The sequence below is a fragment of the Luteibacter sp. ME-Dv--P-043b genome (assembly GCF_030209605.1).
GTDB lineage: Bacteria > Pseudomonadota > Gammaproteobacteria > Xanthomonadales > Rhodanobacteraceae > Luteibacter.
Genome location: NZ_JARVRT010000029.1, coordinates 1 through 26623, shown reverse-complemented (window position 1 = coordinate 26623; position 26623 = coordinate 1). Strand labels below are relative to the sequence as shown.

27 protein-coding genes are annotated in these 26623 nt (G+C 66.3%); 12 read left to right on the top strand and 15 right to left on the bottom strand.

What is annotated here, in order from left to right; translation table 11 throughout:
* Position 1: 1 nt before the first annotated feature.
* From QRN34_RS14965 to dusA, 4 genes are read right to left on the bottom strand one after another with little or no spacing between them, the layout of a single operon-like run.
* Positions 2–1387: an ATP-binding protein gene (locus tag QRN34_RS14965; RefSeq protein ID WP_285405628.1), complete on the bottom strand. Its 1386-nt coding sequence runs from the start codon at positions 1385–1387 to the stop codon at positions 2–4.
* A 56-nt stretch (positions 1388–1443) separates the two neighbouring features.
* Positions 1444–2136 (bottom strand): response regulator transcription factor, encoded by a 693-nt coding sequence (locus QRN34_RS14960; RefSeq protein ID WP_036115892.1) that lies wholly within the window; start codon positions 2134–2136, stop codon positions 1444–1446.
* On the bottom strand, positions 2136–2471 hold the full coding sequence (locus QRN34_RS14955) for a hypothetical protein (protein WP_051938619.1): 336 nt from the start codon (positions 2469–2471) through the stop codon (positions 2136–2138). Before QRN34_RS14955 ends, QRN34_RS14960 begins: the two co-directional genes overlap by 1 nt.
* A gap of 28 nt (positions 2472–2499) precedes the next feature.
* Positions 2500–3480, bottom strand: coding sequence for a tRNA dihydrouridine(20/20a) synthase DusA (gene dusA / locus QRN34_RS14950; RefSeq protein WP_285405620.1), 981 nt, complete (start codon positions 3478–3480; stop codon positions 2500–2502).
* Positions 3481–3698: 218 nt separating this feature from the next.
* Between dusA and QRN34_RS14945 the strand changes: the two genes are divergently transcribed.
* Positions 3699–4184, top strand: a complete 486-nt coding sequence (locus QRN34_RS14945) for a helix-turn-helix domain-containing protein (protein ID WP_285405618.1) — start codon at positions 3699–3701, stop codon at positions 4182–4184.
* A 151-nt stretch (positions 4185–4335) separates the two neighbouring features.
* Here the strand turns inward: QRN34_RS14945 and QRN34_RS14940 are convergent, their stop codons facing one another.
* Positions 4336–5853, bottom strand: coding sequence for a hypothetical protein (locus tag QRN34_RS14940; RefSeq protein WP_285405616.1), 1518 nt, complete (start codon positions 5851–5853; stop codon positions 4336–4338).
* Positions 5854–6015: 162 nt separating this feature from the next.
* Positions 6016–6414: a glyoxalase/bleomycin resistance/extradiol dioxygenase family protein gene (locus tag QRN34_RS14935; protein ID WP_285405614.1), complete on the bottom strand. Its 399-nt coding sequence runs from the start codon at positions 6412–6414 to the stop codon at positions 6016–6018.
* A 404-nt stretch (positions 6415–6818) separates the two neighbouring features.
* Here QRN34_RS14935 and QRN34_RS14930 point away from each other — a divergent pair, with 404 nt between their 5' ends.
* Together QRN34_RS14930 and QRN34_RS14925 are read left to right on the top strand one after the other, a co-directional pair.
* The gene (locus QRN34_RS14930; RefSeq protein WP_285405612.1) at positions 6819–7649 is read left to right on the top strand and encodes a DUF5694 domain-containing protein; all 831 of its coding nucleotides are present in this window, start codon (positions 6819–6821) and stop codon (positions 7647–7649) included.
* On the top strand, positions 7646–8095 hold the full coding sequence (locus QRN34_RS14925) for a hypothetical protein (RefSeq protein WP_285405610.1): 450 nt from the start codon (positions 7646–7648) through the stop codon (positions 8093–8095). The genes QRN34_RS14930 and QRN34_RS14925 overlap by 4 nt, the downstream gene beginning before the upstream one ends.
* 104 nt (positions 8096–8199) lie before the next feature.
* On the opposite strand, the gene QRN34_RS14920 is transcribed toward QRN34_RS14925, so the two are convergent.
* Genes QRN34_RS14920 through QRN34_RS14910 form a run of 3 tightly spaced genes read right to left on the bottom strand, consistent with a single transcriptional unit; the run spans position 8200 to position 10138 of the window.
* A complete protein-coding gene (locus tag QRN34_RS14920; RefSeq protein WP_285405608.1) occupies positions 8200–8535 on the bottom strand; it encodes a J domain-containing protein in 336 nt (111 codons plus the stop codon).
* Positions 8532–9296, bottom strand: coding sequence for a hypothetical protein (locus QRN34_RS14915; RefSeq protein ID WP_285405606.1), 765 nt, complete (start codon positions 9294–9296; stop codon positions 8532–8534). The genes QRN34_RS14920 and QRN34_RS14915 overlap by 4 nt, the downstream gene beginning before the upstream one ends.
* Positions 9297–9301: 5 nt before the next feature.
* Entirely contained in the window at positions 9302–10138 is an 837-nt protein-coding gene (locus QRN34_RS14910; protein WP_285405604.1) for a DUF2167 domain-containing protein, read from the bottom strand.
* A gap of 182 nt (positions 10139–10320) precedes the next feature.
* Here QRN34_RS14910 and QRN34_RS14905 point away from each other — a divergent pair, with 182 nt between their 5' ends.
* The gene (locus QRN34_RS14905) at positions 10321–11142 is read left to right on the top strand and encodes a plasmid replication/partition related protein (RefSeq protein WP_285405679.1); all 822 of its coding nucleotides are present in this window, start codon (positions 10321–10323) and stop codon (positions 11140–11142) included.
* A 109-nt stretch (positions 11143–11251) separates the two neighbouring features.
* Positions 11252–11770 (top strand): hypothetical protein, encoded by a 519-nt coding sequence (locus QRN34_RS14900; RefSeq protein ID WP_285405602.1) that lies wholly within the window; start codon positions 11252–11254, stop codon positions 11768–11770.
* Positions 11771–11774: 4 nt separating this feature from the next.
* Here QRN34_RS14900 and QRN34_RS14895 read toward each other — a convergent pair whose 3' ends face one another.
* Complete coding sequence (locus QRN34_RS14895) at positions 11775–13937, bottom strand: ATP-binding protein (RefSeq protein WP_285405600.1); 2163 nt, start codon at positions 13935–13937, stop codon at positions 11775–11777.
* Positions 13938–14045: 108 nt separating this feature from the next.
* Positions 14046–14870, bottom strand: a complete 825-nt coding sequence (locus tag QRN34_RS14890; protein WP_285405598.1) for an exodeoxyribonuclease III — start codon at positions 14868–14870, stop codon at positions 14046–14048.
* A 395-nt stretch (positions 14871–15265) separates the two neighbouring features.
* Here QRN34_RS14890 and QRN34_RS14885 point away from each other — a divergent pair, with 395 nt between their 5' ends.
* The gene (locus QRN34_RS14885; RefSeq protein WP_285405596.1) at positions 15266–18298 is read left to right on the top strand and encodes a TonB-dependent receptor; all 3033 of its coding nucleotides are present in this window, start codon (positions 15266–15268) and stop codon (positions 18296–18298) included.
* A gap of 119 nt (positions 18299–18417) precedes the next feature.
* Here the strand turns inward: QRN34_RS14885 and QRN34_RS14880 are convergent, their stop codons facing one another.
* On the bottom strand, positions 18418–18810 hold the full coding sequence (locus QRN34_RS14880; RefSeq protein WP_285405594.1) for a hypothetical protein: 393 nt from the start codon (positions 18808–18810) through the stop codon (positions 18418–18420).
* A 174-nt stretch (positions 18811–18984) separates the two neighbouring features.
* Between QRN34_RS14880 and QRN34_RS14875 the strand changes: the two genes are divergently transcribed.
* On the top strand, positions 18985–19761 hold the full coding sequence (locus tag QRN34_RS14875; protein ID WP_036139807.1) for a ferredoxin--NADP reductase: 777 nt from the start codon (positions 18985–18987) through the stop codon (positions 19759–19761).
* A gap of 3 nt (positions 19762–19764) precedes the next feature.
* Here QRN34_RS14875 and QRN34_RS14870 read toward each other — a convergent pair whose 3' ends face one another.
* Positions 19765–20427, bottom strand: coding sequence for an RIO1 family regulatory kinase/ATPase (locus QRN34_RS14870; protein ID WP_285405591.1), 663 nt, complete (start codon positions 20425–20427; stop codon positions 19765–19767).
* Positions 20428–20510: 83 nt separating this feature from the next.
* Between QRN34_RS14870 and QRN34_RS14865 the strand changes: the two genes are divergently transcribed.
* The 3 genes from QRN34_RS14865 to QRN34_RS14855 all read left to right on the top strand — a co-directional run bounded on the left by QRN34_RS14865 (position 20511) and on the right by QRN34_RS14855 (position 23615).
* Complete coding sequence (locus QRN34_RS14865; RefSeq protein ID WP_285405589.1) at positions 20511–21281, top strand: DUF3298 and DUF4163 domain-containing protein; 771 nt, start codon at positions 20511–20513, stop codon at positions 21279–21281.
* Complete coding sequence (locus QRN34_RS14860; protein ID WP_036139801.1) at positions 21281–21763, top strand: DUF456 domain-containing protein; 483 nt, start codon at positions 21281–21283, stop codon at positions 21761–21763. Before QRN34_RS14865 ends, QRN34_RS14860 begins: the two co-directional genes overlap by 1 nt.
* A gap of 73 nt (positions 21764–21836) precedes the next feature.
* Complete coding sequence (locus QRN34_RS14855; protein ID WP_285405587.1) at positions 21837–23615, top strand: DUF885 domain-containing protein; 1779 nt, start codon at positions 21837–21839, stop codon at positions 23613–23615.
* A 40-nt stretch (positions 23616–23655) separates the two neighbouring features.
* Here the strand turns inward: QRN34_RS14855 and QRN34_RS14850 are convergent, their stop codons facing one another.
* Positions 23656–24324, bottom strand: coding sequence for a hemolysin III family protein (locus tag QRN34_RS14850; RefSeq protein WP_036139795.1), 669 nt, complete (start codon positions 24322–24324; stop codon positions 23656–23658).
* A gap of 123 nt (positions 24325–24447) precedes the next feature.
* Here QRN34_RS14850 and QRN34_RS14845 point away from each other — a divergent pair, with 123 nt between their 5' ends.
* Together QRN34_RS14845 and QRN34_RS14840 are read left to right on the top strand one after the other, a co-directional pair.
* Entirely contained in the window at positions 24448–25275 is an 828-nt protein-coding gene (locus QRN34_RS14845) for a universal stress protein (protein ID WP_285405584.1), read from the top strand.
* Between the two features lie 174 nt (positions 25276–25449).
* A complete protein-coding gene (locus tag QRN34_RS14840) occupies positions 25450–26118 on the top strand; it encodes an energy transducer TonB (RefSeq protein ID WP_285405582.1) in 669 nt (222 codons plus the stop codon).
* Between the two features lie 24 nt (positions 26119–26142).
* Here QRN34_RS14840 and QRN34_RS14835 read toward each other — a convergent pair whose 3' ends face one another.
* Positions 26143–26436: a hypothetical protein gene (locus QRN34_RS14835; RefSeq protein ID WP_285405580.1), complete on the bottom strand. Its 294-nt coding sequence runs from the start codon at positions 26434–26436 to the stop codon at positions 26143–26145.
* Positions 26437–26623 lie beyond the last annotated feature (187 nt).

Genomic DNA, 26623 nt, shown 5'->3' with positions numbered 1-26623 from the left:
ATCAGGCGGGCGGGATACGCACGCTGAAGCGGGCGCCGCCCAGTTCCTCGGAATGGTCGACGTGCAGTTCGCCCTGGTACGCCTTGACGATGTCCTGCACGATGGACAAACCGATGCCGTGGCCCTGCACCCGCTCGTCGCCACGGACACCGCGCTGCAGGATCAGGTCGATCTTGTCGTCGGGGATACCCGGGCCGTCGTCTTCCACGATCAACTCCAGGCCGGCCCGACCGCGCACCTTCGCCACCGAGCGCGCGGTAAGCAACACACGATGCGAGGCCCATTTGAAGGCGTTCTCGACCAGGTTGCCCATCAGTTCGAGCAGGTCGCCCTGCTCGCCCGGGAAGGTCACGCCTTCCTCGATCTCGAATTCGCACAGCACGTTCTTGGCGGCGTAGACCTTCTCCAGGCTTTGCACCAGGTCTTCCGCATGCCCGGCGATCGGCTCGACCGAGGCGATGGTGCGTCGGCCCGAGGTGGCCGCGCGCGACAACTGGTAGGCCACCAGTTCGTCCATCTTGCGCACCTGCTCGAGGATATCCCCGCGCAGGCTGCGGGCGTCCGCGTCGTTTTCCAGCTGCGAGCGCACCACGGCCAGCGGCGTCTTCAGGCTATGCGCGAGGTCGGCCAGGGTGTCGCGGTAACGCGTGCGCTGCTCGCGCTCGCTGTCGATGAAGGCATTGAGGCGCTTGGTCAGCACCGTCAGCTCCATCGGGTACGGGCCGTCCAGGTGGTCGCGCGCGCCGCGCTCGATGTGGGCGAGATCACTGGACACGCGACGCAGCGGCAACAGGCTCCAGCGCAGCAGGAACAGCTGCAGCAGCATCAGCATCATGCCCAGCATGGCCAGCCAGAGGAACTGCGTACGGCGGTACGTTGCCACCTGCCGCTCGAACTGGTCTTCCGTCTGCGCGACCGCGAAGGTCAGCGGCACGCTGCGCTTCTCGGTGCTGTCCAGCGACACGCCGTAACTGAAGACATACAGCTTGCCGCTGCGGGTTTCCACCGGCTCGAAGGCGGTCTCGCCCGGCGCCAGCATGCGCACGAAATCGAAATCTCGGCCCAGGGCCGACGACGACTCCCAGCGAAAGCCCTCGTTGCCGACGATGATGGCGTACAGGCCCGAGCCCGGCCGCGAGAAATCGGGGTTGGGCTGGCTGTCCGGGGTGGTGACCTTGCCGGCGCGGGTGATGTCCGTACCGGTGATGTACGCGATGGCGTAGTTGTGCAGCCGGTCGTGCATGGCCGACAGCTCGGAGGCGTAGTTGGCCTTGTTCTGCGCCAGGCCGGTGAGACCAAGGAACGCCGCCAGCGCGAAGCCGGTGGCCAGCGCGGCGCGCGCGGCCAGCGACAACGGCCGTCGTTTGATCGGTGAAGCGTTATCCATGCTTCCGGCTACCTCGGGACGGCGCGGTGGTGAGGCGGCGCCGTCCACGGTTTCGATCAGTCTTCGTCGGCTTCGTTCCGCGGAATGGCGAAACGGTAGCCGCGACCGCGGACGGTCTCGATCGGCTTGAGCGCGCTTTCCGGATCCAGCTTGCGGCGCAGGCGGCCGATGAAGACCTCCAGCACGTTGGAGTCGCGGTCGAAGTCCTGCTGGTAGATGTGCTCGGTGAGATCGGCCTTGGAGACCAGCTCGCCCGCGTGCAGCATCAGGTATTCCAGCACTTTGTACTCATAGCTGGTCAGGTCGACCTGACGACCTTCGACGGTGACCGTCTGCGCCGTGGTGTCGAGCTTGATCGGCCCGCAGGCCAGCACGGGCTTGGACCAGCCGCTGGCGCGGCGGACCAGCGCATTGATGCGGGCCAGCAGTTCCTCGACATGGAACGGCTTGACCAGGTAGTCGTCGGCGCCGTGCTTGAGGCCTTCGACCTTGTCCTGCCAGCTGCCGCGCGCCGTGAGGATCAGGATCGGGTAGCGCTGGCCGTGCTCGCGCAGCGCCTTGACCAGGTCCATGCCCGAGAGCTTGGGCAGCCCCAGGTCGATGATGGCCAGGTCGAAGGGCACCTCGCGGCCGAGGTAGAGCCCCTCTTCGCCGTCCTGGGCCGCGTCGACGGCGAAGCCATCGCGTTTCAGGCGCGCGGCGAGGGTCTCGCGAAGCGGTGCCTCGTCCTCAACGAGCAGGATGCGCATCAATGTTTCTCCTTGTTGTCCCCGGCACTGAGGTCCAGGGGCTTGGCGGTTTCGGTTCGGACGGGGACGACGCGGACGTGACCGTCCAGCGTCAGCACCTTGACCCGGTATTCGGTGATCCGGCCGCGCTCCACGAGCCGCGTATCCGCCGACAGCACTTTTCCCCCGGTTTCCTTCTGCACCTTGCTAACGGCCTGTTCGAGCGTCAGCGACTGTTCCGCCTGGGCAGCCACGGGCAGCGCGACGCAGAACGCGGCGAAAATTAGCGGAAGAAACGTGATTTTCATGTCTGGCGCGGCACGACGGCGGACGGCAAGTGGCACGATCATGCCCATGGCCTACCCGCCTGAAGCTGAACGAAACCTAGGCGGCCTGCCGCAAAGGTGCCATGGCGGCTTCGATCAGGCGCCAGTCGGCGCCGGGAAGGTGCGCGCCCTCGCTCAACTGGCGGCGGAAACCGCGCGCGCCGGGCTCGCCCTGGAACAGCCCCAGGATGTGTCGGGTGATGTGCTTGAGCTGGGTGCCCCGGGCCAGTTCGGCCTCTATATAGATGCGCATGCGTTCCAGCACTTGGGCCCGGTCGGGCAGCGGGGTACCGTAAAGGTCGGCCTCCAGGCGGGCCAGCACGAAGGGATCGTGGTAGGCCGCCCGCCCCAGCATCACGCCATCCACCCGGGCCAGGTGCTCGCGCACCGCCTCCACCGTGGTGATACCGCCGTTGATCACGACGGTGAGCTGGGGGAACTCACGCTTCAAACGGTAGACCCGCTCGTAGTCCAGCGGCGGGATCTCCCGGTTCTCCTTGGGGCTGAGACCGTCCAGCCACGCCTTACGCGCGTGAACCACCAGCGTGCCCACGCCGGCCTCGACCATGGTGGTGGTGAACCGTTGCAGGTCCTCGTAGGCATCCTGGTCGTCCACGCCGATGCGGCACTTGACCGTGACCGGCACGTCCACCACGTCGGCCATGGCCCGGACGCACTCGCCGACCAGGGCCGGCTCGCGCATCAGGCAGGCGCCGAACTTGCCGGACTGCACCCGATCCGACGGGCAACCCACGTTGAGGTTGATCTCGTCGTAACCCGCCGCCGCGCCCATGACCGCGGCCTTGGCCAGCTCCACCGGGTCGCTGCCACCCAGTTGCAGGGCCACGGGATGTTCCTCGTGGCTGTGCTCGAGCAGGCGCAGCTGGTTGCCACGCACCAGCGCCGCGCTGGTGACCATCTCGGTGTAGAGGCGCGCATGCGGAGACAGCAGCCGGTGGAAGTAACGGCAGTGGCGGTCCGTCCAGTCCATCATGGGGGCGACGGTGAGGCGAAAGGCGGTGGGTTCGATGACGGGCATGCCGCCATTTTAGCCGTACCGGATGAGTTGCGAATTGCGGCACCCATCCCAAACGACCGAACGAAATTCTTATGAGTTAAACCGACTTGAAAATATACTATTTAAGTCGCTATGATGACTTATATTAATCGTTTAAAGTCGCTATAGCGACTTGAAATCATCAAAAACCATTCCGTCCAATTCCTATCTGCTTCCGTCGCAGGCGCCAGGAGCACTCCATGCCTCTCTCAAATCGCCAGAACATGCGGCGTCTCGCACGCTCGAAGCTCGACAAGACCGGGAGCTGGCTACGGGAAAACCTCACCGTGCTGCGGGCCGCACCGCATGGCGGATGGGTAGCCAGTATCCGCGACGCACTGGGCATGTCCCAAGCCGATCTGGCCCAACGCATGGGCCAGAGCCAGAGTGCCCTAGCCAAGCTGGAAATGAGCGAACGGGCCGGAACCGCACAGTTGGACAGCTTGAGGCGTGCAGCTCACGCTATGGATTGCGAACTGATTGTCCTAATGGTGCCCCGGCAGCCCCTGCAAAATAGTGTGGATCGACGCCGCCTGGAGGTTTACAGCGAGCTTTACGACAAAGCCGCGGCCCACATGAAGCTTGAGGATCAATCGGTTTCTACCGAGTTGAGGCAGGTCATGCTCAGGGATGCCGAGGAATCGATCCCTGACAACGGGCTGTGGCGGAACTCGGGGCTTGGCTGATCCACACACAGCCCTATTTCCGTCACCTCACGGTGCAGGTGCAGCCGTGAGGAAACGGTACCTGGAAGCCATTCGCCAGGCCGACGCCGGAGACATGCAGCCGCTATTGGCATTCGTGCGCAGCTGACGGCATCTTTGTGCGCCCATACATCTATTTCGCAGCTTTTTCCGACATCGTCTTCACGATGAACGACCGCATATCGCTAAGCAGATGCTGTCGGTACTCCGGCTCGAGATACATCATGTGCCCCGTCGGATAGTACTTCATGTCAACACGGTCCGTCGGGATGCCGGCGTGCCCGATGTTGTACTGCGCCGAAGAAACCGGCGACGAGAAATCGTAGTAACCCGACGCGACGAACAGGTGCATGCCGGGATTGCGGGTCATCGCCGCCCCGATCTTCGGCGCCGGATTGACGAAAGCGCCATTGTCGAGATCGTAGGTCCAATCGCCGGGAAGCACACCGACATAGGGCCTCGTCGCCTTCACCTGGAGTTCCGTCCCGAGATACCCGCGCATCGCATTCAGGTATGGCAGCCCGGCCGCCGATAGTGACGGATCAAAGGTTTCCTGCGGATCGAAGACCGAGGCGCTTCCGGTCGTGTAGCGCGCATCGAAGCGCGCGATCCTGACGCCCTGATCGCGCAACAGGAGGCGGCGAAACGTATCCGGAGCGATCCGGAGGTTCGACCGAACCCACTCATCCTCGGGGATTCCCGTCAGCTTCGCCAGACGAGCCGCGACACGATCGCGTTCGGCGGCATCGAGGTGGCTGCCCTGGGAGAGAGCGGCGGTGTAGTCACGCGATGCGAAGGCTTCGCTTTCCGCCACGGCATCGGCCACCGAACCGGCATGCTGCCCACCGAAGCGGTGGTGAAACCAGGCGGCGGCCGAGTAACTTGGCAGGAACAGTTCGTAGCCGCGATCATAGCCCGGCGGCATCATCACCGTGCCCCAATCGAGCCCCTGGGAGATCAGGATTGCACCGTTGAAGGTCATGAACGCATCGTCATCGACGATCATCGCCGTGCGGATCGTTCCGTAGGATTCACCGCCGACGAACCGGGGCGATGGCCAACGCTTGTTTTCGGTCAGCCATGTGCGGATGAACTTGGCGACCGACGAGCCGTCGGTGCTGATCTTGTAGAAGTCGTCGTTCTTCTTCGCGCCGACGGCATGACTGTAGCCTGTGCCGACCGGGTCGATGAATACGAGATCGCTGATGTCGAGCAGGGCATCGGGATTGTCGACAAGGGCCGCGCCCGGACTCGACAGGTCGCCGCGGCCGGCCGGACCGTCGAGCGCGATGATCCTCGGACCGAGCGCGCCCATCTGGATCCAGAACGACGCGGAGCCGGGGCCCCCGTTGAAAAGGAACGTTACCGGACGCCTACCCGGATCTTTCACCTTCGCAGTATAGGCAACGGAAAAGATTTTCGCTTCCGGCTTGCCGTCGTCATCGAAAATAGGCGTAAGACCAGCCGTCGCGACGTATCGAACGTCGACGCCGCCGAACCGGCCTTCATGTTGCGTGACGACCTGGGCGGGATCGGCGCTCTCTTCGGCGGTCGCGGCGACCGCTGGAGACGACGGCACTTCCGCATGCAGCGAGGCGACGGCAACGCTCAGCCACAGGGACGCCAGGATGGCGCGGCACGGTACTCGCATGGGTGTCCTCTCGACGTTTAACCTCGACACCCGGGAGAACCGTGCATCGCATGGCGCCCGGTGGGGCAGGCCTTCCATGGCGCACTGTCGCATATTCCAGGAAGTGCTTTCGAGTGACGTCTGGCCTAGGTGAGATCCAGGCGCGCCGCCCTATCCCATCCTTCAACCAGGCGTGCCGCTCAGGTGCAGCACACCCCACCCATGGCCGTCCAGATCGACAAAGCTGTGGGAGTACATGAAGCCGAGGTCTTCCGGCTCGTCGTAGGTGGTGGCGCCGGCGGCAAGCGCTTTGGCAACCAGTTGGTCCACTTCCTCGCGGCTGTCACAACCGATGGAGATCAGCACCTCCACGGCTTCGCTCGTATCGCAGACGGCCTTGGGCGTGAAGTCCCTGAAACGCGCGTGCGTCGTCAGCATGATGTAGATCGTCTCGCTGACGATGAAGCAGGCGCCGTCGTCATTGGAAAACTGGGGGTTGTACGAGAAACCCAATGCCGTAAAGAAGGCCACGGATTTCGGCAGGTCGGCGACCGGCAGGTTGATGAAGACTTGCTTGCTCATGCTTCTCTCCGTGGCATATTGGGTGGGACGGGGCGAGGTACCGCGCCGCCACTGTAACCGAGCGTGAGCAACCCGGCATTGGCAGAAAGTCATACACAACTGGCATGCCACATGCTTGATCGGCTAGTTTCGGTAAACACATGGCCGCTCCTGGCCGGGCACTCGCGAATCGAACGGTATGACGAGAGCGATCTTACTGGCCGTAGGGCTGGCGGCAGGGCTATGGGTAGCGGAGCCATAGCTAAGAAGCGCGAGTCGACAACGTTAGCGGGACAAGAAGACGAAAAGACTTAAACCTTTGCCAATGGCAAGGCATCGAAGCCAGCGCATCCGAATCCATCGGAATCCAGCCATCGCCGTCTACACGACGGCGATGCTTCTGCCGCGCCTACCAAGGGGGTTTCATGCCACGCTCCAAGCAACCGTTGTTCCTTAAGACCAGGCCGTGGCTCCTTGCAGCATGTCTTGCCGTTCTACCTTCGCTCACGCTGGCCCAGACGCCCAACGCACCGGTCCAGGTGATGATCGTCGGCGTCTCCCACATGGACAATCCCGGCCACGACCTGCACAACATGAAGCACGACGATGTGCTGCAGCCCGGCAGGCAGGCCGAGATCGTGGCACTGACGCAGGACCTTGCCCGGTTCAAACCGACCCAGGTCGCCATCGAGCAGGACAAGGCGCCGGCCAGCGAGAAGTATGCGGCTTACCTCGCCGGCACCCTGCCCCCTTCACGCAACGAACGAGTGCAGCTTGGTTTTCGCCTGGCCAAACTGGCGCACCTCGCGGCTATTCGCGGCATCGATGCCGATGGCGATTTTCCCTATCCGCCCGTCAAGGCGTACGCCGAATCGCATGGCTTCGGTCCGCTGCTTGCGGAGCAGAACGCAGATATCGATCGGCAGATCGCCGCGGAATCGAAGTTGCTCGCCGAAAAGGGGATCGCCGCGGAGCTTCGCTACCTCAACGATCCCGCCCGACTGAAAAACGACAATGCGTTTTACCGGACGATGTTGCGCATCGGTGCGGACGATGCGCAGCCAGGTACGGACCTGCTCACAGGCTGGTACCGTCGCAACTTCCTGATCTGCGCGAAGCTGCTGCAAGTCGCTCGACCGGGGGACCGGATCGTGGTGTTCTACGGTGCGGGGCATGCCTTCCTGCTGAGGCAATGCGTCGAGGAAACACCTGGATTCCGGCTCGTCGAACCGAACGATTACTTGAAACCTTCATGAACCCGAACCTGAAGCAGAAGATACGTCGCTGGGCAGTCCATCTCATCTGGCTGGCCGTTACCGGCATGGCCTTCGGCTGCGGCATAAAGCTAGGCTTCCGCGCCTATGTGGCGACGCTGGGTGTCTTGACCTTGGACAATCAACGAGGCCGTGACATGGCCAGCCTGACCACGGCGCTGCGTCTGGTTGAAAAGGACCAACTGGATGCCTATCGGCAAAGCGCCGACTGGCGTATCCGAGAGAGCATCTTTATGTTGGGTCTGAGTAGGCGATACAGCGCGTGCAACGAGACGGAGCAACAAGCACTTACCGATGCACGAGGCTATCTCGCCACGCACCCCTATCCCAAGACCGCAACGACGGACGATCCGTTCGCGGTGGAATATGAGTCGGGGTTGGCCTGGTGCAAGGGCGAGACCGCGCAAAGTCCGTCGCTATTCTTCTAGCCTCTCGTGGGACGGTTCCACGTGCGGTTCGGGCGGCCTACGCGCAGGCACGAAAAGGCGGATATACGCTCTGCCCAGAAGAGAAGCGACCTTATTTGTTGCTATCAATCCGGGCGCAGCGAGCACCCAAGGTAATAGGCGGCACTCAACTCTTTCGCCCGCACGCGGGCGATCTCGCGGATGTCCTCGCCGTGTTGCGTGAACTTGTCCGGGTGGTACTGCGCTATCAGTGCCTGGTACGCCGTGTCGATCTCGCGGCGGCTCGCATCCGGCGCGACACCCAGCACGTCGTACCACGGGCGTCGCGTATCCAGTTGCAGGGGCGCCTTGCGGTCCGGTGCGGCGGTCGCCTCGCCCTTGGGGGTCGCCATCATGGCCGAGACGAACTTGTAGCCGATGGCCAGGCAGATGCCGATGACCACGATGTCCATCCAGTTCATGCCAGTGCACCCTCGATCCGTTGGTAATAGGCCTGCAGCCGGGCATGCGCATCGCTGCCGACCTCTTCGATGTCCAGCTGGCGCTGCACCTTTGCGCGAATGACGTCACGAAGGCGGGCGCGCTCGTCGGCGTCCAGAACGGCGTGCGCGACAGCCACGAGGTCGAAGCGGTCGGCGGCGCGCAGGCCCTGCTTGCGGACAAGGTTGAGGGCATACGGCGCGCAAAGCAGCGCATCCGATGCCATGCCTGCAAACGCCTTGCCGCCCGTGCCCGTCAACCGGCGCACGCGCCCTACCCGCCACACCGCGATGCCGATGGCGAGATAAAGCGCGACCATCCAGGCCAGCAGGCCCCACACGTTGCCCGCCATGACGGCGGGCATCACGGCGAACAGCAGCGCCACCACGCCGACAGCCCCTGCGGACGAGGCCACACCGATACGCCACGCACGCAAGCCACGCAACGGCACCGCCAGCCCGTCGGGCGCAGGGGGAGCGTCGGTCGCGACAGGCGCATTGGACACAACGGGCGCATGCAACCGCGGCGACCAGCGCAGGCGCAGTAGCGCGCGCTTAGGCGCCAGCAGCGGCGGTACGAATACATGCCGGCCCGCCAGCTGGAAATCCGTACCCGCGGAGAACGTCCAGCGACCCCGCCTGCCTTCATGGAAAACCACTTCATTGTGGTAGAGCAGCAACGTCGCGTCGTAGACATACATGCCCACGACGCCGAGCAGCAGCCACCCGGTGTTCGGCAGCATGGGCGTTACGGGCGCTTGCGCGTAAACAGCCGCTTGATCGCGCCGCCCGCGGCGGCGAGGCCGACCAGGATGAATTTCCAAGCCGCAGCCAGGAAGGTGCCGATCACGGCGAACAGGCCCTTCTTCGCGGCTACGGCGGCCACGCCGCCGGTGATCAGCGCGGCCAGGCCATACTCGGCCACGCGATCGCCGGGATGGAAATCCGTGTACGACTGCCCGGGCGTGAAGGCGAAGCCGCCCAGCGTGCCCTTGAAGTCGTCGACCGCCTTCGCCAGCACCTTCGGATCGGACACCAGCACCACGTTCATGACGCCGCTGCGACCGAGGATGCGCGCGTTGTAGTTCACCACGTCGTCGTGCGTGCGGTCCGTCCGCGCCAGGAAGGCCCAGGTCAGGGACTTGAACTGCGTGTCGTAAAGCGGCTTGTTCTGCCAGCCGACCAGGGTCAGGGTTTCCCAGCCGCGCGAGCGCCGCTCCTTGTTGCTTTCCTCGGTCCCCTGCCTGGCCGAGGCGAGGATATCGTCGGGGTCGAGCTTTTCATCGTCCTTGACGTAACCCACGTCGTCGTAATCGAAGAACGCCGTCCACGCCATGTCGGTCGGCGCCAGCGTGTACGTGTCCGACGCGTCGGGCGGGTTTTCCATCAGTTCGTTGAGGCGCTTGGTGCCCGCCGGGTCGAGGAAGGCGTAGCCATCCGGGACGTCCAGCGTCGCCTGCGTGCCGAGCTGCACCTTGGTCGGGCCGTACTTCCACGGCAGGTCGGACACGCCTGCGGCGTGGGCGAGCGTGGTGAAGACGAAAAGCGCCAGCGCGGCGGCCCAGTTCCTTGCAAATACGGTCATGTGTGTTTCCCTGGACGATGCCCTGACGACCCGTGGAGACCCCCGCCACGTAGCAGCGCAGTTTGGGGCGAGGGAAAACCGCCGTCAAGACAAGCGGTTCCGACGAAGCCTGCCGGGACGGCGGGCACGTGGGCCCCGCAGCGACTAGAATGCGCCCCCTCGCCGTCACCTGCTTTCCGACCATGCATATCGTCGTCAACGAAGAACTCAAGGCCTACATCGACCCGCTGTCCGCGGACGAGTACGAGGCGCTGGAGCGCAGCCTGCTCGCCGAGGGCTGCCGCGACGCGCTGGTGCTCTGGGGCGACACCCTGGTCGATGGCCACAACCGCTACGGCATCTGCCGCAAGCACGATATCCCTTTCAAGACCGTGCAGCACGACCGTTTCCAGTCCATCGACGACGTGCACCTGTGGATGATCGAGCAGCACCTGGGCCGGCGCAGCGTCTCGGATTTCCAGCGCGGCGTGCTGGCCTTGCGCAAACGCGAGATCCTGGCCGAGCGCCGTGCGCGCGCCGCCGCCAACGGTGGCGAGGACGCCCCGGATGTGCCGTTCGACACCGAGGGCGCGCAGCCCGCGATGGCGAAGCCGGCCCGGGTCAATCCGAACGACAGCCGCAAGGAAATCGCCCGGGAAGCACGGATCAGCAGCAGCCAGGTCGGCATGATCGAAAAGATCCGCAAGGAGGCCGCCCCCGAGGTGGTCGCCGCGGTGAAGGCGGGCTCGCTGTCGATCAGCGCCGCGGCGGCGGTGGCCACCCTGCCCGAGGACGAGCAGCGCGCCGCGGCCACGGGTGGCGACGCCGAACTGAAGCAGGCCGCCAAACGGGTGCGCGAGTCCAAGCGCAAGCCACGCGAGAAGCCGAGCGACGACGTCCTGGCGCTGCGCGAGCAGGTGGCCGACCTGGAAGCAGAGAACCGCAACCTGCGCCGCGAGATCGACACGCTGCGCGCCCGGCTGGGCGAGCGTCCCGTGGACCCCGACGAGGAGCCGGCGGAGTAAGGTGGGCGCAAGGGCCGGGGAACTAGCATCGGCCCGTGGCGATCCAAGCCCGGTACACCGGACGCCGCCCCAGACGTTCGCAGGCACCACCCCCGGAGTGTGTCCCCGCATGAAACCGTTCCTCGCCCTCGTCGCCCTCTCCCTCGCCGCCACGGCCACCATGGCGCAGGACACCCCCCGGCCGCTCAACCTGCGGTTGCCGGCGGATTACACCCCCGCCCCGGCCAGCACGGCACCCGCACCGGCAAAAAGCGCCGACGCCGGGGTTGCCGCCGACCCGAAGGCGCCCGCGGTCGCGCCCAAGAACGGCGGCGGCAGCGTCGCCGTTACCTCGTCACGCCCGCTCGATCCGCCCGGCACCTACTACGGCGATACCTCGGGACGCATGACCGGGGTGGAGGGCGACGATGGCAGCCCCCGCTGCGACGATGCGTCCTACAACACGCCGCAGGTGCATGGCAGCGTCAGCACCGGCGTGGTCAGCGCCAGCCATGGCGGCAGCGGCAGTTACCAGGCCGGCGCGGTCAGCCTCAGCCAGGCCTTCGGCAGCTGCGAGCACCCGAGTGGCGGCGTGAGCATTTCGGTGGGCGCCGGGCAGGGACACTTCGGCGGCGGGCGCATCCGCTGATCGCCTAGGCGTCCGCGGCGGCCTGCGCGTAGCGCCGTTGCACCTCGACGAACCGCTGCGTGGAGCGGGCCAGCGCGTCAAGTTCGTCGATCACGCGTTGGCCATCGGCACGGGAATCGATCATCAGCGCGATGTCACCGCAGACATGATCGGTGCCCGGCACGCCCAGGTTGGCCAGCACGTTGCGCAGGGCGTGGATGGCTTCCGACGCCGCGGCCACATCGTGCGAACGGATCGCGGCCTTCAGTGCCGTGCAGTGGTCGTCCGCCGTACGTGCGCACAGGTCCACGAATGCCTTGAACTCGTCGAGGCTGGTCAGCGCGCGCATCTCGTCCAGCGGCGTCGCCACGGCACGGCCGGACGGCAGCCCCATGGCCGGCTGCCAATGACGCGCGGCATCGTCGAGCAAGCGCTCCTCGGCGATCGATTCGATGACGTCGAGCAGACGCTGCGCGGCGATCGGCTTGGTCAGGTAGGCACGCGCGCCCGCCTTGAAGGCGATGCGCACGGCATCGTGGCTGGAATCGGCGCTGAGCATGACGATGGGAGGCATGGCCTGGGTGCGCCGGGCCACCTCGATCCGGCCCAGCACGTCCCAGCCTGAACTGCCGGGCATGTGCAGGTCCATGAAGATCAGGTCGAAGGTCTCGTCCGAGAGGCGCTCCAGGGCTTCGTCGCCGCTGGCGCAGAAGGTCGACGCATGGCCTGCCCGGTCGAGGATGCGCCCGACGATCTCGCGGTTGGCGGCGTTGTCGTCCACTACCAGGCAACGCTGGGAGGCCACGCGGCCGCGGTGCTCGTCCAGCATGTCCACCAGCGGCGTCTCGGCGGCGCTGCGTGCCCCGGCATCCGCGCGGTGCAGCGGGAAGCGCCAGCCGAAGATGGTGCCGCCCAGCGGGTTGTCGATCACTTCCAGCGAGCCGCCCATCTGCTCCGACACGTTGCGCACGATGTACAGGCCCAGGCCCACACCCTCCTGGCGGCGGCTTTCACCGCCACTGAGCTGGTGGAAGGGATCGAAGACGCGCTGCTTGTCCGCATCGGCGATGCCGATACCGGTGTCGGTGACGGTGCAGGCCACGGTGGGGTCCTGCCCTGCCACGCCGTCGCGCAGTTCGATGCGTACGTCCACGCACCCGCCCGGCGGCGTGAACTTCACGGCGTTGGACGCCAGGTTGGACAGCACCTGCTCGATGCGCCCGGGGTCGCCGATGAACACGCCCTCCACCGAGGCGTCGCGCGCCACACTGAAGGCAACGCGCTTTTCCGCCGCGTAGGGCCGGCACACCGCACCCACCGTGGCGAGCACCTCGTCGAAGCCGAACGCCTGGTGACGCAGGTTGAAGCTGCCGCCGGCAAAGGAGGCGACATCCAGTACCGCGTTGACCCGATGCAGCAGGGCATTGGCGTTGGTCGCCAGCAACGCGACCAGTCGACGCTGGTCGTCGCTCATGACGGCGGTGTCGATCAGCGACGCGGAGTGGATCACGGTGCTGAGCGGCGTACGCATCTCGTGGCTCATCATCGAGATGAAGCGGTGCTGCGCCTCGCGCGAGGCGATCGCCTCGGCCGATACTTCCCGCAGCGCGTACATGATCCGGTAGAGCATCATCGGCAGCACGATCACCAGCGCCACGGCATACAGGGCATAGGCCGGACGCGCCAGCCAGTAACCCTCCGGGGCGACGACCGCGAGGATAGCCACCGACGCGACGACACTGGCCAGGAACGCCCAGCGGCTGTAGCGCACACCGACCGCGACGGACAGGAACGGCAGCACGACGGTCACCGTGATCGCCAGCATGAAGGCGGCTTTCAGCAGCACGGCGACGATGGCGAAGTTGGCGGCGTTGCCCACGGCATCCACCACGGGCGTCTCGCACGGGGCGCCTGCACGGACGAACAGCATCCAGAACGTGCTGAGCACGAACAGCACCACGGCCACAGGCACCACGTTGTGCGATTCGCTGGCCATGGGCAGGGGCCCATGTAGCCAGGCCGCGCTCCAGACCACGATGAAGCCGAGGATGACCGAGCGCATCAACGAGACGTGGTACTCGCTGAAACTGGCCACGATGCGGTCGATGCGTGGATTGCGCAGGCGCTTGGCGACTTCGCTGAGCATCACGGGCTCGACGCGCTTACCGCTACCGCCGTCGATCTTCATGCCAGCTGAACCTGCGACTTCCCCATTGGCGGCCTAGTCTAGGGTCTTGGACGCGGCTGGCAAGTGCGGGTTGCGATTTCACATTCGTGAACACGAATGGGTCGGCACTTACGTATTCCGTTTCACCGCTGTCTTCCTGGCGGCCCGTTTCTTCGGCGCCTGGGTCGACCACTCCGCCCACACCGGGGCATGGTCGCTGGCCTTGGGCAGGTCCCTCACCCATCGGTCCACGCCCGATGCCTTGAGGCGCGCGGCCAGATCCGGGGACAGGAGAAGATGGTCGATGCGCAGGCCGCGATCGCGCGGCCAGTGCTGGCGGAAGTAATCCCAGAAGGTATAGATCGTCTCGTCCGGATGCGTGTGGCGTAGCGCGTCCGTCCAGCCCTGCTCGAGCAGGCGCTGGAACGCCTCGCGGCTTTCGGGCTGCATCAGGGCGTCGCGTCGCCAGTGCGTGGGATCGTAGATGTCGGCATCCGTGGGCACGACGTTATAGTCACCCGCGAGGACGACCGGATGGCCCGTGGCAAGCAGGCCGTCTGCATGACGGATGAATCGCTCGAACCAGGCCAGCTTGTAGTCGAACTTGGGACCCGGCCGCGGATTGCCATTGGGCAGATAAAGACAGCCCACCAGCACGCCGTGCACGGCAGCCTCGAGGTAGCGGCTTTGCACGTCGCGCGTGTCGCCCGGCAGGCCCCGTCGGCTTTCCACCGGGTCAGCACCACGGGCGAGGATGGCCACGCCGTTCCAGGCGGTCTGGCCCGCCCACAGGGCACCATAGCCCGCTTCGTTGATCGCATCCACGGGAAAGGCCTTGTCCGTGGCCTTCAGTTCCTGCAGGCACACGATGTCCGGGCTTTCCTTGCCAAGCCACTCAAGCAGGTGCGGCAGGCGCGAGCGGATACCGTTGACGTTGAAGGTCGCGATCTTCATGCGTGAGAAATGTGGGGAACCGAGGGTGGAAGCCGGGTGACGAAAAACTTTTTTCGTCCGTCTTCACATCACGGTTTTGCGCCGCCATCGCAAGTTATATCGATGGCATAAAACTACCCAAATACCCATAGTTACATCGTTTTCTGCTGCGACGCGTCAAACGGTTTGGCCGGCTGGACGGCCATCACGGCATGTTGCGCGGCATCTGGACAAGACCCCATGGGCTCATGTACATCTGCGTCCAGAGCCCATTTGGATCGTGATAAATGGGCATGTCGCGACGGAGTGCGGGGAGGGGCCTACAGCTCCGGATGCAGCGACCGGTCGGGGGACCTGCCATCGTTGCGAGCCCCCGTGTCGCCGTCGGAAATCACAGGCATCATTTCGGGGAAAGCATGAAGAACCACTTTTTCTTACGCAGGAGCGCGCTCGCTCTGGCGGTGTGCACCTGCCTGGGCGGCGTCTCCGGCGTCTACGCGCAGTCCACCACCGGCAGCATCAACGGCAGCGTTCCCGTGGGCGCCAACGAGACCGTGGTGGTCGAGAGTGGCACCGGCTTCCGCCGCGAAGTGCCCGTGGATGCGCGCGGCCGCTATGCCGTGAACCAGATTCCGCTCGGCACCTACACCGTCACGCTGATGCGCGACGGTGCGGCCGTGGATTCGCGCAAGGACGTGACCCTGCGCGTGGGTGCGAGCAGCGACGTGTCGTTCAACGCGCCCGCCGCCGTGGCCACGGCATCGGATGCCACCAGCCTCGGCGGCGTCACCGTGACCGGCACGGCCCTGCCCAGCATCGATGTCACCACCGTCGACTCCCGCACCGTGGTGACCGCCGAGCAGCTGGCCAAGCTGCCGCTGGGTCGCAGTGCCGAGGCCATCGCGCGCCTCGCCCCCGGCGTGGTCAACAACGGCGCCAACTTCCAGAGCGACACCGGCCGCCAGGTGGCGAGCTTTGGCGGCGCGGCATCCAACGAAAACGCGTATTACGTCAACGGCTTCAACACCACCGATCCACTGAACGCGCTGGGCGGCCTGCAGCTGCCTTATGGCGCGATCGACCAGCAGGAGGTGTACACCGGCGGCTACAGCGCGCAGTACGGGCGCTCCGACGGCGGCGTGATCAGCCAGGTGGGCAAGCGCGGCACCAACGATTGGCACTACGGCGCCCAGGTGCTGTGGGAGCCGAACTGGGCCCGCGCCTCCGGCCCGGACCTGCACTACGCGCGCACGCCCGCCTCGGCCCCGGCGGGCGATCTTTACCAGCCCAAGAGCCAGAACGACAAGTGGATCACCACGGTCAGCGCTTATGCGGGCGGCCCCCTGATCAAGGACAAGCTGTTCTTCTTCGTGGCCGGTGAGTTCGAGAAGCAGGGCTATCGCAACGTCAACTCCGTCGGCAGCAGCACGCCGGCCTCGACCAACAACTACAGCAACCCGCGCTGGTACACCAAGCTGGACTGGAACATCAACGAGAGCAACATCCTCGAGTTGACCAGCGCCGGCGACAAGCGTGAGGGCTCGGGCACGCGCTACGCGTACAACTACGCCGACCGCTCGCGCACCGGTGCCATCGGCCCGGTGAACGACACCAAGACCGGCGGCGATTTCTGGGTCGCCAAGTACACCGGCTACCTGACGGACAACCTGACCGTCAGCGCCACGTACGGCAAGATGACCTCGGAGAATTACGAGCAGCCGGGCGACTACGATCCGAACCTGGCGCGCGTGGACAACGCCGCCGCACAGAACCCGGCACTCAACGGCGGCAACCTGATCCAGAACAACCAGGTGGGCGACATCAGCTCGCCCGATCGCGGCAACAAGACGAACAACCTGCGCTTCGACGTCACGTACGTGGCGGGCGACCACACGCTCTCGGTGGGTATCGACAACGTCAAGTCCCAGGTGCTGGATTTCGGTACCGTCAGCCCGGGTCCCGGCTATTCATGGACCTACGACCAGACCACCGACCCCCTGTCGCCCATCGACAACCATCCGGGACGCAACTTCGTGCCCGCGCCCGGCCTGTTCCCCAACGGGCAGGGGGGTTACTACGTGCACCGCGACATCAACATCAACCTGTCCAACGTACGTTCGGACCAGAAGGCCCAGTACGTCGAGGACAAGTGGCAGGTCTCCGATCGCTGGCTGCTGACGCTGGGCGTGCGCAACGACCAGTTCACCGACTACAACCCGTCCGGACAGGCGTTCATCACGCAGACCCGTCCGCAGTGGGCGCCGCGCCTGGGCACGACGTGGGACGTCAACGGCGACGGCAGCTTCAAGGTCTACGCCAATGCCGGCCGCTACTACCTCGGCCTGCCGCTCAATCCCGCCACCGGCGCCGCCGCCGGCTACACGGCCACCCAGCAGTACTACACCTACGCCGGGATCAACCCGGTGGACGGTACGCCCACCGGCCTCACCCCCTTCAGCGGCGTGGTCTCGGGCAACAACTCCTACGGCATCCCGCCGGACCCACGCACCGTGGCCGGCAAGGGCCTGAAGGCGGAGAACCAGGACGAGTACATCCTCGGCTTCGACAAAACGCTGGGTGAGCACTGGACCTACGGCTCCAAGCTGATGTGGCGCAAGCTCAACACGGTGATCGACGACTTCTGCGACATCGACCTGGTGACGGCCAAGGCCAATGCGCTGGGTTACACCGTCGGCTCGACCAACAGCTGCTATCTGGTCAACGGCGGCCACGGCAACACCTTCACCCTGCTGGACCAGGGCGGCAACACGTTCGAAGTGCCGCTCAGCCGCAAGGAAATGGGCATGCCGGCCACCAAGCGCCGCTACTACAGCGTCGAGTTGTACGCCGAGCACCAGTTCGACGGTGTCTGGTACGGCAAGTTCGACTACGTGTTCTCGCGGTCCTACGGCAACACCGAAGGCCAGGCACGTACCGACTCGCGCCAGTCCGGTGCCGCCGGCAGCATGGACTGGGACAACCGTTACGTCATGGAATACGCCAACGGCGACCTGGGCAACGACCATCCGCACGTCTTCAAGGCGTACGGTTACTGGCAGTTCGCACCCGAGTGGCAGTTGTCGGGCAACCTCCAGGCCGCCAGTGGCGCGCCGGAAGTGTGCCTGGGTTACTTCGGCGGTGACGATCCGGATCCGGCGCACTACAACAGCGCCTACCACTACTGCGATGGCCAGCCGTCGCCCCCGGGCAAGCAGGGTCGCCTGCCGTGGACGTTCCAGGTGGATCTTGGCGTGACCTACCGCCCGGAGTGGGCCGACAAGCGCCTGGCGTTCTCGGCCAACGTGTTCAACGTGCTCAACCAGCAGCGCCCGATCTACCGCTTCCCGACCAAGTACTCCGCGCCGGGCACGCTCAACACGATCTACCGCGTGCCCATCTACACGCAGGACCCGCGCTACGGCCGCCTCGCGGTGACCTACGACTTCTAGACCCTGATCCCTGTGTGACACTTGCGCCCCTTCCCCGGAGACCGGCTACTCCCCAGTCGGGCTCCGGGGAACCGGGCGCTCTTTTTTTGCGCACGCCGCCGGACGTACCGCGGCTTCGGTCAGCGCACTTCGCCCGAGGCGGCCACCACCATCTCGATATAGCCGAGGATCTCCGGGATCGAGAGATCGAACACCCCGGCGTCGCCGTTGTCGTAGGCCTGGCGCCAGACGGCATAGCCGTCGCGCCAGCTGTCGTCCTCGTCGGCGGGGCCGTCCGGCTCGAGCAGGCTGGCCACCAGCGTGGCGCGGGACACGGCAGCGTGGTTCATCGCCGGCTGCACGCCGCCGTCGACACGGTGGTTGCGCAGCTTCACGTCCAGGATGGAGATGTGGAACACCTCGCCGTCTTCCGGCTCCTGGTCGATCCGGCGGATGGCCACGCGGGAGGTTTCCTCGCCCGGTCGGGCACGGTAGGTCCAGGCCTGGCCGGCGGCATAGGCGGGTTTGGTCACGGTGGTTCCTGGGGTCGCCTGATGTTCCGGCATCTTAGCGGATGCCGTATCCTTGCAGGTTCGGGTGCGCACCCACAGGTGGGGTAAGGCGCCTCGCGCCAGGCAACGCGGCCCCGGTGGCCGCTTCCCCAGCCAGGACACCCTTCTTCCGTCTTTACCGAGGTTCAGCACACCATGGTGGCACTGGCGACCGAGCACGTCATCGACGTGCATCACTGGAACGACACCCTTTTCAGTTTCCGCACCACGCGCGATCCGGGCTTCCGTTTCGAGAGCGGGCATTTCGTGATGATCGGCCTGGAAGTGGACGGGCGCCCGCTCATGCGCGCCTATTCCATCGCCAGCGCGCATTACGAGGAGCACCTGGAGTTCTTCAGCATCAAGGTGCAGGACGGCCCGCTCACCTCCCGGCTGCAGCACCTCAAACCCGGCGATCCGGTAATCGTCAGCCGCAAGCCCACCGGCACGCTGGTGCTCAACGACCTCAAGCCGGGCAAGCGCCTCTACCTGCTGGGCACCGGCACGGGGCTGGCCCCGTTCATGTCGATCATCCGCGACCCGGAAACCTACGACCGCTTCGACACCATCGTCCTGGCCCACGGCGTGCGTCACGTGAACGACCTGGCCTACTCCGACTACATCGAGAACGAGCTGCCGAAGCACGAATACCTGGGCGACCTGGTGCGCGAGAAGCTGATCTATTACCCCACGGTCACCCGTGAGGACTTCCGCAACCGCGGACGCATCACCGATGCCATCGCCGACGGCGAGCTGGCCCGGGCCACCGGCCTGCCCCAGCTCAACCCCGCCGAGGATCGCGTCATGCTCTGCGGCAGTCCGTCCATGCTGGACGATATCTGCGTGCTGCTGGACGGCGAAGGCTTCCAGGCCTCGCCGCGCACCCGCGAGCCGGGCGACTACGTCATCGAGCGCGCGTTCGTCGAGAAGTAGGCCTCAGCGGCGTACGCGCCCCTGCCCCTCGTTGTCCCAGTAGCCGAAGATCCGCCGCGCGATCAGCTTATACAGCCGCTTGCCAGTGGCCCGCCACAACCGGGAGTGCGGTGCCGGGCGGGACAGGATCGCCTGCTGGCGAACGGAGAGGCGATCGGGCGCGTAGGTGCGCTTGTGCTTGAGCAGGTGGCGCAGGTCTTCCCGCGCCAACAGGCGGAACAGGCGACCGCGACGGCCGCGGGTCCAGGCGATCTGGAAATCCACCAGGCCCGGCGTGCCGTCCTCGCGCAGTAGCCAGTTCGGCTCCTTGGCCAGGTCGTTATGGACGATGCCGCGACGGTGCAGCACGCTGAGCAGGCGCAGGGCCTGGCGGTAATACGCCGGGTCCCGCGGTTGCCCCAACTGCATCGGCTGGCCGGCCATGTAGCTGCGCTCCAGCACCCGGCCGTTCCAGGCCAGCAGGCGCGGCACGCCGTCGATGCCTTCCAGCCGTGCCAGCGCGCGCGCCTCGCGCGCGGCCGCCCGGCGTGCAAAGCTCCGTGCCCACCAGCGTGCGGAGGCGATGTCGCGGCGGATCACCACCACGCCATCGCGCTCCACGCGCTCGATGCGGCCGAGCTCGTCGGCCTTGAGCAGGGTCACGTTTTCCGTTGTCGCGTCGGGCACGCAGGTCCTTCGATTCGTTGACGCGCTCTGCGCCGGGCGCCAGCTACGCTAGGATGATGATTCTCGCAGGGAGAGGGCACCCCATGTTGTCGCGACACATCCTGTCGCTGGTTCTCGCCGTCGGCATGCTGGGCGCATGCCACGACGACGCGAATCCGTCGACCGGCGGGGAGACGCCTCGTTCCGCAAAGGCCACCGCCGCCAAGGATACCGAATCCGGCGAGGAAGGCCTCTATACGGTGGAAGTGAAGCTGCCCGCGCTGCCGCCCGCGGCCGCACCGTTGCGCGCCATTCTGGAGCGCTACGTGGACCGGCAGCGGCGTGCCTTCCTGGAAAGCCTGGATGCGCCGGGCGCGCGTGAGCAGGCCCGCGAATTGCCGTGGGACCTCAACCTGGACATCGCCGTGGCATCGCACACGGATCGCTTCATCAACGTGCAGGTGGACGGCTCCGCCTTCACCGGCGGCGCGCACCCCGCGCCGATCGTCGACAGCTTCACCTACGACCTGCGCAAGCAGCGCGTCGTCGGCATCGTCGAACTGTTCGCCGATGCGCACGCGGCCGAAGGCGCCTTCGCCACCGAGGCACGTCGCCAGCTGCTGACCGCGCTGGACGACCAGGACGATCCGCTGTCCTCGGACAGCCGGCAGATCGACGAAGGCACCACGCCGGGCAAGGACCACTACCGCGTGTTCGGGCTGCTCACCGGCCCGGACGACAAGGTCCATGGCCTGACCTTCATCTTCCCGCCCTACCAGGTAGCGCCCTACGCCGCAGGCCCGCAGGCCGTGGACGTGCCAAGCGAGGCGTTCCGCGCCTTTCTCAAACCCGAGTACCGCGAGGCCTTCCACTGATGGACCTGTTCCTCTACCTGCTGGCCGCGGCCCTGATCGTCGGCGGCATCGCCGGGGCCATCCTGCCGATGCTGCCCGGCATCCCGATGATCTTCGGCGGCATCTGGCTCGCGGCCGCCGTGGACGAATACCGGCACCTGGGCTGGGGCTGGCTGCTGGCCATCGGCATTGTCGGTGCGGTCGGCATCGCGCTGGACTTCATCTCGGCCTCGCTGGGGGCAAAGAAGATCGGCGCCAGCCCGCGCGCCCTGTGGGGCGCGGGGATCGGCACCACCATCGGCATGTTCTTCGGCCTGCCCGGCCTGCTGCTGGGGCCGTTCCTGGGTGCGGTGGCGGGCGAGCTGTGGTCGGGCAAGAGCGTGCTGCGCTCCGCGCACGTCGGCGTCAGCACGTGGTTCGGCATGCTGCTGGGCATCGTCGCCAAGGCGGTGCTGTCCTTCCTCATGCTCGGCATGGCCGCGCTGGCACTGCTCTTCAGCTAGCCACGCCGATCGGCACATTGGCCTGCGACACCCGCAGCGGCTAGTCTCGGGCGACTCACAGGGGAATCCACGCATGTTCAGACCACTCGCCCTCGCGGCGGCCATCACGTTCGCCGTCGGCACGCTGCACGCGGAAACGGCACCGCCGGCCTGGATCGCGCACAGCAATGCCGACGCCCAGCCGCTGCTGGACGTCACCGCGCGCTTCAGCCCGGAATCCGCCACCGACATCGGCATCAAGGGTTACGACGAGAAGATCGTCGACCTGGGCCCGGACGTGGACAAGCGCCAGCGTGCCGCCCTGGTGGAGGTAGCCCGCAAGGTGGCTGACCGGCTGGCCGAGGAAAAGGACCCGAACGTCCGGCAGGACCTGCAGATCCTGGCCAAGCAGGTCGCGGGCAGCATCAAGGGCATCGACCTCGACGACCAGTACCTCATTCCCTGGTACGACGCCGGGCAGATCGTCTTCAGCGGCGAGTTCTCGCTGCTGAACGAGGAAAGCACGCCCGCGCAGAACAAGGCCGCGCTGGGCCGCCTGAAGTGCTATGTCGGCATGACCCCCGGCTGCACGCCGCTGGTCGACCAGGCCCGCGCGCGCACCACCGAGCGGCTGGGCAACAAGGCCCTGCTGGGGCCCGTCAAGGCCGACGTCGAACAGAAGCTGGGCAACACGCAGCGCTATGTCGACGGCATCCGCAAACTGTTCGCCGAGAAGAAGATCCCCGGCAGCGACGAGGCCATGAACCGGCTCGACACCCAGCTGAAGGCATACAACGCCTGGGTGAAGGCCACGGTGCTGCCGCGCTCACGCACGGACTTCCGCCTGCCCGAGCCGCTGTATGCCTATAACCTGGAACAGGTGGGCCTGGATATCTCCCCGCGCGACCTGATCGGCCGCGCGCAGCTGGAGTTCATGGAAACCACCTATGCGCTGCAGATGCTGGCCCCCGTGGTCGCGAAGGCCGAAGGCCTGCCGAACGGCGATTACCGCGCCGTGCTCAAGGCGCTGAAGAAGAAGCAGCTGCCCAAGGACAAGGTGGAATCGACCTACCACACGGTGCTGGGCAAGATCGAGGACACCATCCGCACGCAGCGCATCGTGGAACTGCCTAAGCGGCAGATGGCCATGCGCCTGGCGTCGGAGGCGGAGAGCGCGCGCACGCCCGCACCGCACATGGACCCGCCGCCTTTCATCGACAACACCGGACAGCGCGGCACGTTCGTGCTGACCTCCGGCAACCCGCCGGCCAACGGCGATGCCAGCCAGGCGTACGACGACTTCACCTTCGAGGCCGCCGCCTGGACGCTCACGGCGCACGAAGGACGCCCGGGCCACGAGTTGCAGTTTGCCGCGATGGTGGAACAGGGCGTGTCGCTGACCCGCAGCCTGTTCGCCTTCAACAGCGTGAACGTGGAAGGCTGGGCGCTGTATTCGGAAGCGGAGATGATGCCGTACGAGCCGCCGGCGGGGCAGTTCATCGCCTTGCAGTTCCGCCTGCTGCGCGCGGCGCGCGCCTTCCTCGACCCCATGCTCAACCTCGGGCTGGTGTCGCGCGAACGCGCCCACGACATCCTCGTGAACGACGTCGGCTTGTCCGAGCCGATGGCGCGGCAGGAACTGGATCGCTACACGCTGAATTCGCCCGGCCAGGCCACCGCGTATTTCTACGGCTATACGCGCATCCTGCAATTGCGTGCGGAAACGCAGACCCGGCTGGGCGATGCCTTCGATCGCAAGGCGTTCAACGATTTCCTGATCGCCCAGGGCCTGTTGCCACCCGACCTGCTGGCCGAGGCCGTACGCACCCGGTTCATGCCCGGAACGGCAACGAAAGCCAACGCCTCGCCCTGACACGGGCCATCGCCCGGCCTGCTACGGCCCGCCGCGCACCTCAGTGCGTGGCGGGCCCCTGTGGGATGAGGTAAAACAGGACGGCGAAGAAGTGGCACACGCTGCCGGCCAGCACGAAGACGTGCCAGATCGCGTGGTGGTAAGGCAGCTTGCGCGCGATATAGAACGGCACGCCGCCGGTGTAGGCCAGGCCGCCGGCCAGGAGCAGCAACAGCCCACCCGTGGGCACGCTCTCGCGGAGTGGCTGGACAGCGACGGCCGCCACCCAGCCCATCCCCACGTACATGATCACGGCCGCCTTGCGGTAGCGCTTGAGCATGCCCAGTTCGGCCAAGCTGCCGAGGATCGCCAGCGTCCAGATGGTGGAGAACAGGCCCCAGCGCCAGGCGCCATGCAGCGCCAGCAGCGTAAAGGGCGTATAGGTGCCGGCGATCAGCAGGAAGATGGCGATGTGATCGCACGTACGCAGGACCCGCTTCGCGGCCGCGCCTGGGATGGAGTGATACAGGGTGGACGCCGCATACAGCAGGATCAGCGTGGCGCCGAACACCGAACTGGCCACCACGGTACGCGTGTCGCCGTACATGACCGAAAACGCCACGAGCACGGCGAGACCGGCAATGCTCAGCACCAGACCGATGCCGTGAATCACGCTGCTGGCGACTTCTTCTCCGAGGGGATAGCGCGGCTGGGCGCTGTCGAAAGACATGGGTTTTTCCGGAATAAGTCGAACGCCGAGGGTAACCGATCCGGCAAGCCGTTGAGAAACGTTCGCATTGCCGCAGGTTTTTGCCCGATTGACCGGAGCGCCCCTGCCGTTGTTTTATGGGGCATGACTCTCGAACTGCTCGTGCATATCGCCCGTCTGCCGCCCCAGGGCGCCGGCTTGCGCGCCGCCCTCGCCCTGGCCTCGCGCCTCGGCGCCCGGCTGGACGCACTGCATGTGGTGGACCTTCCCGCCGCCGCGTTCACCGTGCCCGAAGCCGTGCCGATGCAACTGGACGCGGTGCGCCAGCGCGCCACGGATGCACGCGCGGTCGCCGGCGAGTGGGCCGGGCTGATGCAAACCGGGGGCCTGCAAGGCAACTGGCGCGTCGGCAACGGCGACACCGTTACCGTACTGACCCATGCCGCCGCCGGTTACGACCTGCTGGTGATGGAGCGCTCGTCCACCCTGCGCGGCGACGCCCCCGTGGGGTTCGGAGTGGTCTCGCGCACGGTGTTTGGCTCCAGCCGGGGCGTGCTGGTGGTGCCCGAAGCGGCCCCCGTGCAAACCCTCGGCGAGCACGTACTGGTGGCCTGGAGCGGCAGCCGCGAATCCGCACTGGCCGTCCGCTCGTCGCTGCCACTGCTGCGCAAGGCCACGCGTGTCACCGTCATCGACGGCAGCCGCGATGAGGACCCGGGCACCTGCGCCCTGCCGCATACCGACATCCGCACCTGGCTGGACACGCATGGCGTGCAGGCCGAGGTGCGCCCGCTCGGCGACGGAGCGGCTTCCGCGCCGGGCCCCGCCCTGCTCGATACCGCCCATGCGGAAAACGCCGACCTTATCGTGATGGGCGCCTGGGGTCGTTCGCGCCTCTCGGAGATGGTGCTGGGCGGCACCACCCGCTATCTGTTCATGCAATCGGACGTACCGATGCTGGTCGCCCACTGAGGGCGACGCGCTAACGCGTCAGCACTGACCGATTTGGCCGTCCAGACGGCCCTCTTGCAACTTTTCCCAAAGCCTGCCTAACCTGCAACCGGACCCGAACACGATCCCCGCCGGCCATGCCCGGCCGTGTTCCCGACCGCGCTTCACCTTCCCCCACGTTGCAGGAGGTGGCTCATGTCGTTCGCCCGTCCGTCCGTCCTCGCCGGAGTGCATCCGGATACCGTTCGCATCGTCGCAATGAGCGCGGCGATCGCCCTCAACGCCGCTGCACTCGTCGCCGTCATGCGTCCCATGGTGGCCAACCTGGCCTCGGCCCCCGTGGCCCAGGAGCCGATCCGCCTGATCGAGCACTTGGTCGAACCCAAACCCGTTCCCGCGCCACCGCCCGTCGCCCTCAAGCCGCTCCCGGTCAAGCCGCCCCGGACGGTCACCACCGTGACCCGGCCCATCACGTCGCCGCCCGTGCAGACGGCGGTGCCAACCGACGAAGGCAGCGCACCGATGGTGCCCGCGATGCCGACCGTGGCGCCGACCGCCACCGCCGACGTCCCCAGCGCACCGGTGGAGGCCACGCTGGCCTATGTCTCGGCGCCCGCGCCGGCCTACCCGCGCATGGCCATCGGCGGCCGCATGCAGGGCACGGTCACCCTGCGCGTGCTGGTGGACGAAGCCGGAAAACCGCTGGACGTGGTGATCGAAAGCAGCAGCGGCCACAGCGTGCTGGACAAGGCGGCACGCGACCAGGTGCTGGCAAAGTGGCGGTTCCAGCCCGCCCAGCGCGACGGCCACGCCGTGCAGGCGTGGGCGCGCATCCCCATCACGTTCGACCTGAAGAACCTCTAAGACAAGCGTGCCGCGCAGGCGCCCTCAACGGGGCGCCTGCATCACCACCACGTCGGGCTGGCGGCGGGTAGCCCGCGCAATCGCCCAGACGATCAGGGCCAGCACGGCCACGGGCAACAGCACCGGCAGCAGCGCCAGGGCGACCACGGGCGCCACCAGCAGCATGGCGATACCGCCGATCACCGCGCCAAGCAGGCTGGCAAACACGCTGAACACGCCGCCGATGATACCGAAAACCAGCTTCAGCACGGCGCCGACCAACGCAAAGACCAGCCAGAAGCCGGCGAACAGGATAACGAGCGAGGTGAGGACGATCATGGCAATGCACTCCGTGAAAGGCCGGCCGGTGGGCGGGTTCGCAGCCTAGGATGCTGTTGGGTGGGGGAAGGTTTAAAGGCGTTGGATGACTTCTTTGGGAGGGCTCGCGTTTGGCATCGCGTTGGGGCTTGGGCTTCGGAGCAAGAGCCGGCGGGTGCCACCCTCGGGGCCACGCCTGCGGCGACCC

Coding starts and splice junctions, on each gene's coding strand:
- QRN34_RS14965 (WP_285405628.1), bottom strand. CDS start 1,387: ATGGATAACGCTTCACCGATCAAACGACGGCCGTTGTCGCTGGCCGCG.
- QRN34_RS14960 (WP_036115892.1), bottom strand. CDS start 2,136: ATGCGCATCCTGCTCGTTGAGGACGAGGCACCGCTTCGCGAGACCCTC.
- QRN34_RS14955 (WP_051938619.1), bottom strand. CDS start 2,471: ATGGGCATGATCGTGCCACTTGCCGTCCGCCGTCGTGCCGCGCCAGAC.
- dusA (WP_285405620.1), bottom strand. CDS start 3,480: ATGCCCGTCATCGAACCCACCGCCTTTCGCCTCACCGTCGCCCCCATG.
- QRN34_RS14945 (WP_285405618.1), top strand. CDS start 3,699: ATGCCTCTCTCAAATCGCCAGAACATGCGGCGTCTCGCACGCTCGAAG.
- QRN34_RS14940 (WP_285405616.1), bottom strand. CDS start 5,853: ATGCGAGTACCGTGCCGCGCCATCCTGGCGTCCCTGTGGCTGAGCGTT.
- QRN34_RS14935 (WP_285405614.1), bottom strand. CDS start 6,414: ATGAGCAAGCAAGTCTTCATCAACCTGCCGGTCGCCGACCTGCCGAAA.
- QRN34_RS14930 (WP_285405612.1), top strand. CDS start 6,819: ATGCCACGCTCCAAGCAACCGTTGTTCCTTAAGACCAGGCCGTGGCTC.
- QRN34_RS14925 (WP_285405610.1), top strand. CDS start 7,646: ATGAACCCGAACCTGAAGCAGAAGATACGTCGCTGGGCAGTCCATCTC.
- QRN34_RS14920 (WP_285405608.1), bottom strand. CDS start 8,535: ATGAACTGGATGGACATCGTGGTCATCGGCATCTGCCTGGCCATCGGC.
- QRN34_RS14915 (WP_285405606.1), bottom strand. CDS start 9,296: ATGCTGCCGAACACCGGGTGGCTGCTGCTCGGCGTCGTGGGCATGTAT.
- QRN34_RS14910 (WP_285405604.1), bottom strand. CDS start 10,138: ATGACCGTATTTGCAAGGAACTGGGCCGCCGCGCTGGCGCTTTTCGTC.
- QRN34_RS14905 (WP_285405679.1), top strand. CDS start 10,321: ATGCATATCGTCGTCAACGAAGAACTCAAGGCCTACATCGACCCGCTG.
- QRN34_RS14900 (WP_285405602.1), top strand. CDS start 11,252: ATGAAACCGTTCCTCGCCCTCGTCGCCCTCTCCCTCGCCGCCACGGCC.
- QRN34_RS14895 (WP_285405600.1), bottom strand. CDS start 13,937: ATGAAGATCGACGGCGGTAGCGGTAAGCGCGTCGAGCCCGTGATGCTC.
- QRN34_RS14890 (WP_285405598.1), bottom strand. CDS start 14,870: ATGAAGATCGCGACCTTCAACGTCAACGGTATCCGCTCGCGCCTGCCG.
- QRN34_RS14885 (WP_285405596.1), top strand. CDS start 15,266: ATGAAGAACCACTTTTTCTTACGCAGGAGCGCGCTCGCTCTGGCGGTG.
- QRN34_RS14875 (WP_036139807.1), top strand. CDS start 18,985: ATGGTGGCACTGGCGACCGAGCACGTCATCGACGTGCATCACTGGAAC.
- QRN34_RS14865 (WP_285405589.1), top strand. CDS start 20,511: ATGTTGTCGCGACACATCCTGTCGCTGGTTCTCGCCGTCGGCATGCTG.
- QRN34_RS14860 (WP_036139801.1), top strand. CDS start 21,281: ATGGACCTGTTCCTCTACCTGCTGGCCGCGGCCCTGATCGTCGGCGGC.
- QRN34_RS14855 (WP_285405587.1), top strand. CDS start 21,837: ATGTTCAGACCACTCGCCCTCGCGGCGGCCATCACGTTCGCCGTCGGC.
- QRN34_RS14850 (WP_036139795.1), bottom strand. CDS start 24,324: ATGTCTTTCGACAGCGCCCAGCCGCGCTATCCCCTCGGAGAAGAAGTC.
- QRN34_RS14845 (WP_285405584.1), top strand. CDS start 24,448: ATGACTCTCGAACTGCTCGTGCATATCGCCCGTCTGCCGCCCCAGGGC.
- QRN34_RS14840 (WP_285405582.1), top strand. CDS start 25,450: ATGTCGTTCGCCCGTCCGTCCGTCCTCGCCGGAGTGCATCCGGATACC.
- QRN34_RS14835 (WP_285405580.1), bottom strand. CDS start 26,436: ATGATCGTCCTCACCTCGCTCGTTATCCTGTTCGCCGGCTTCTGGCTG.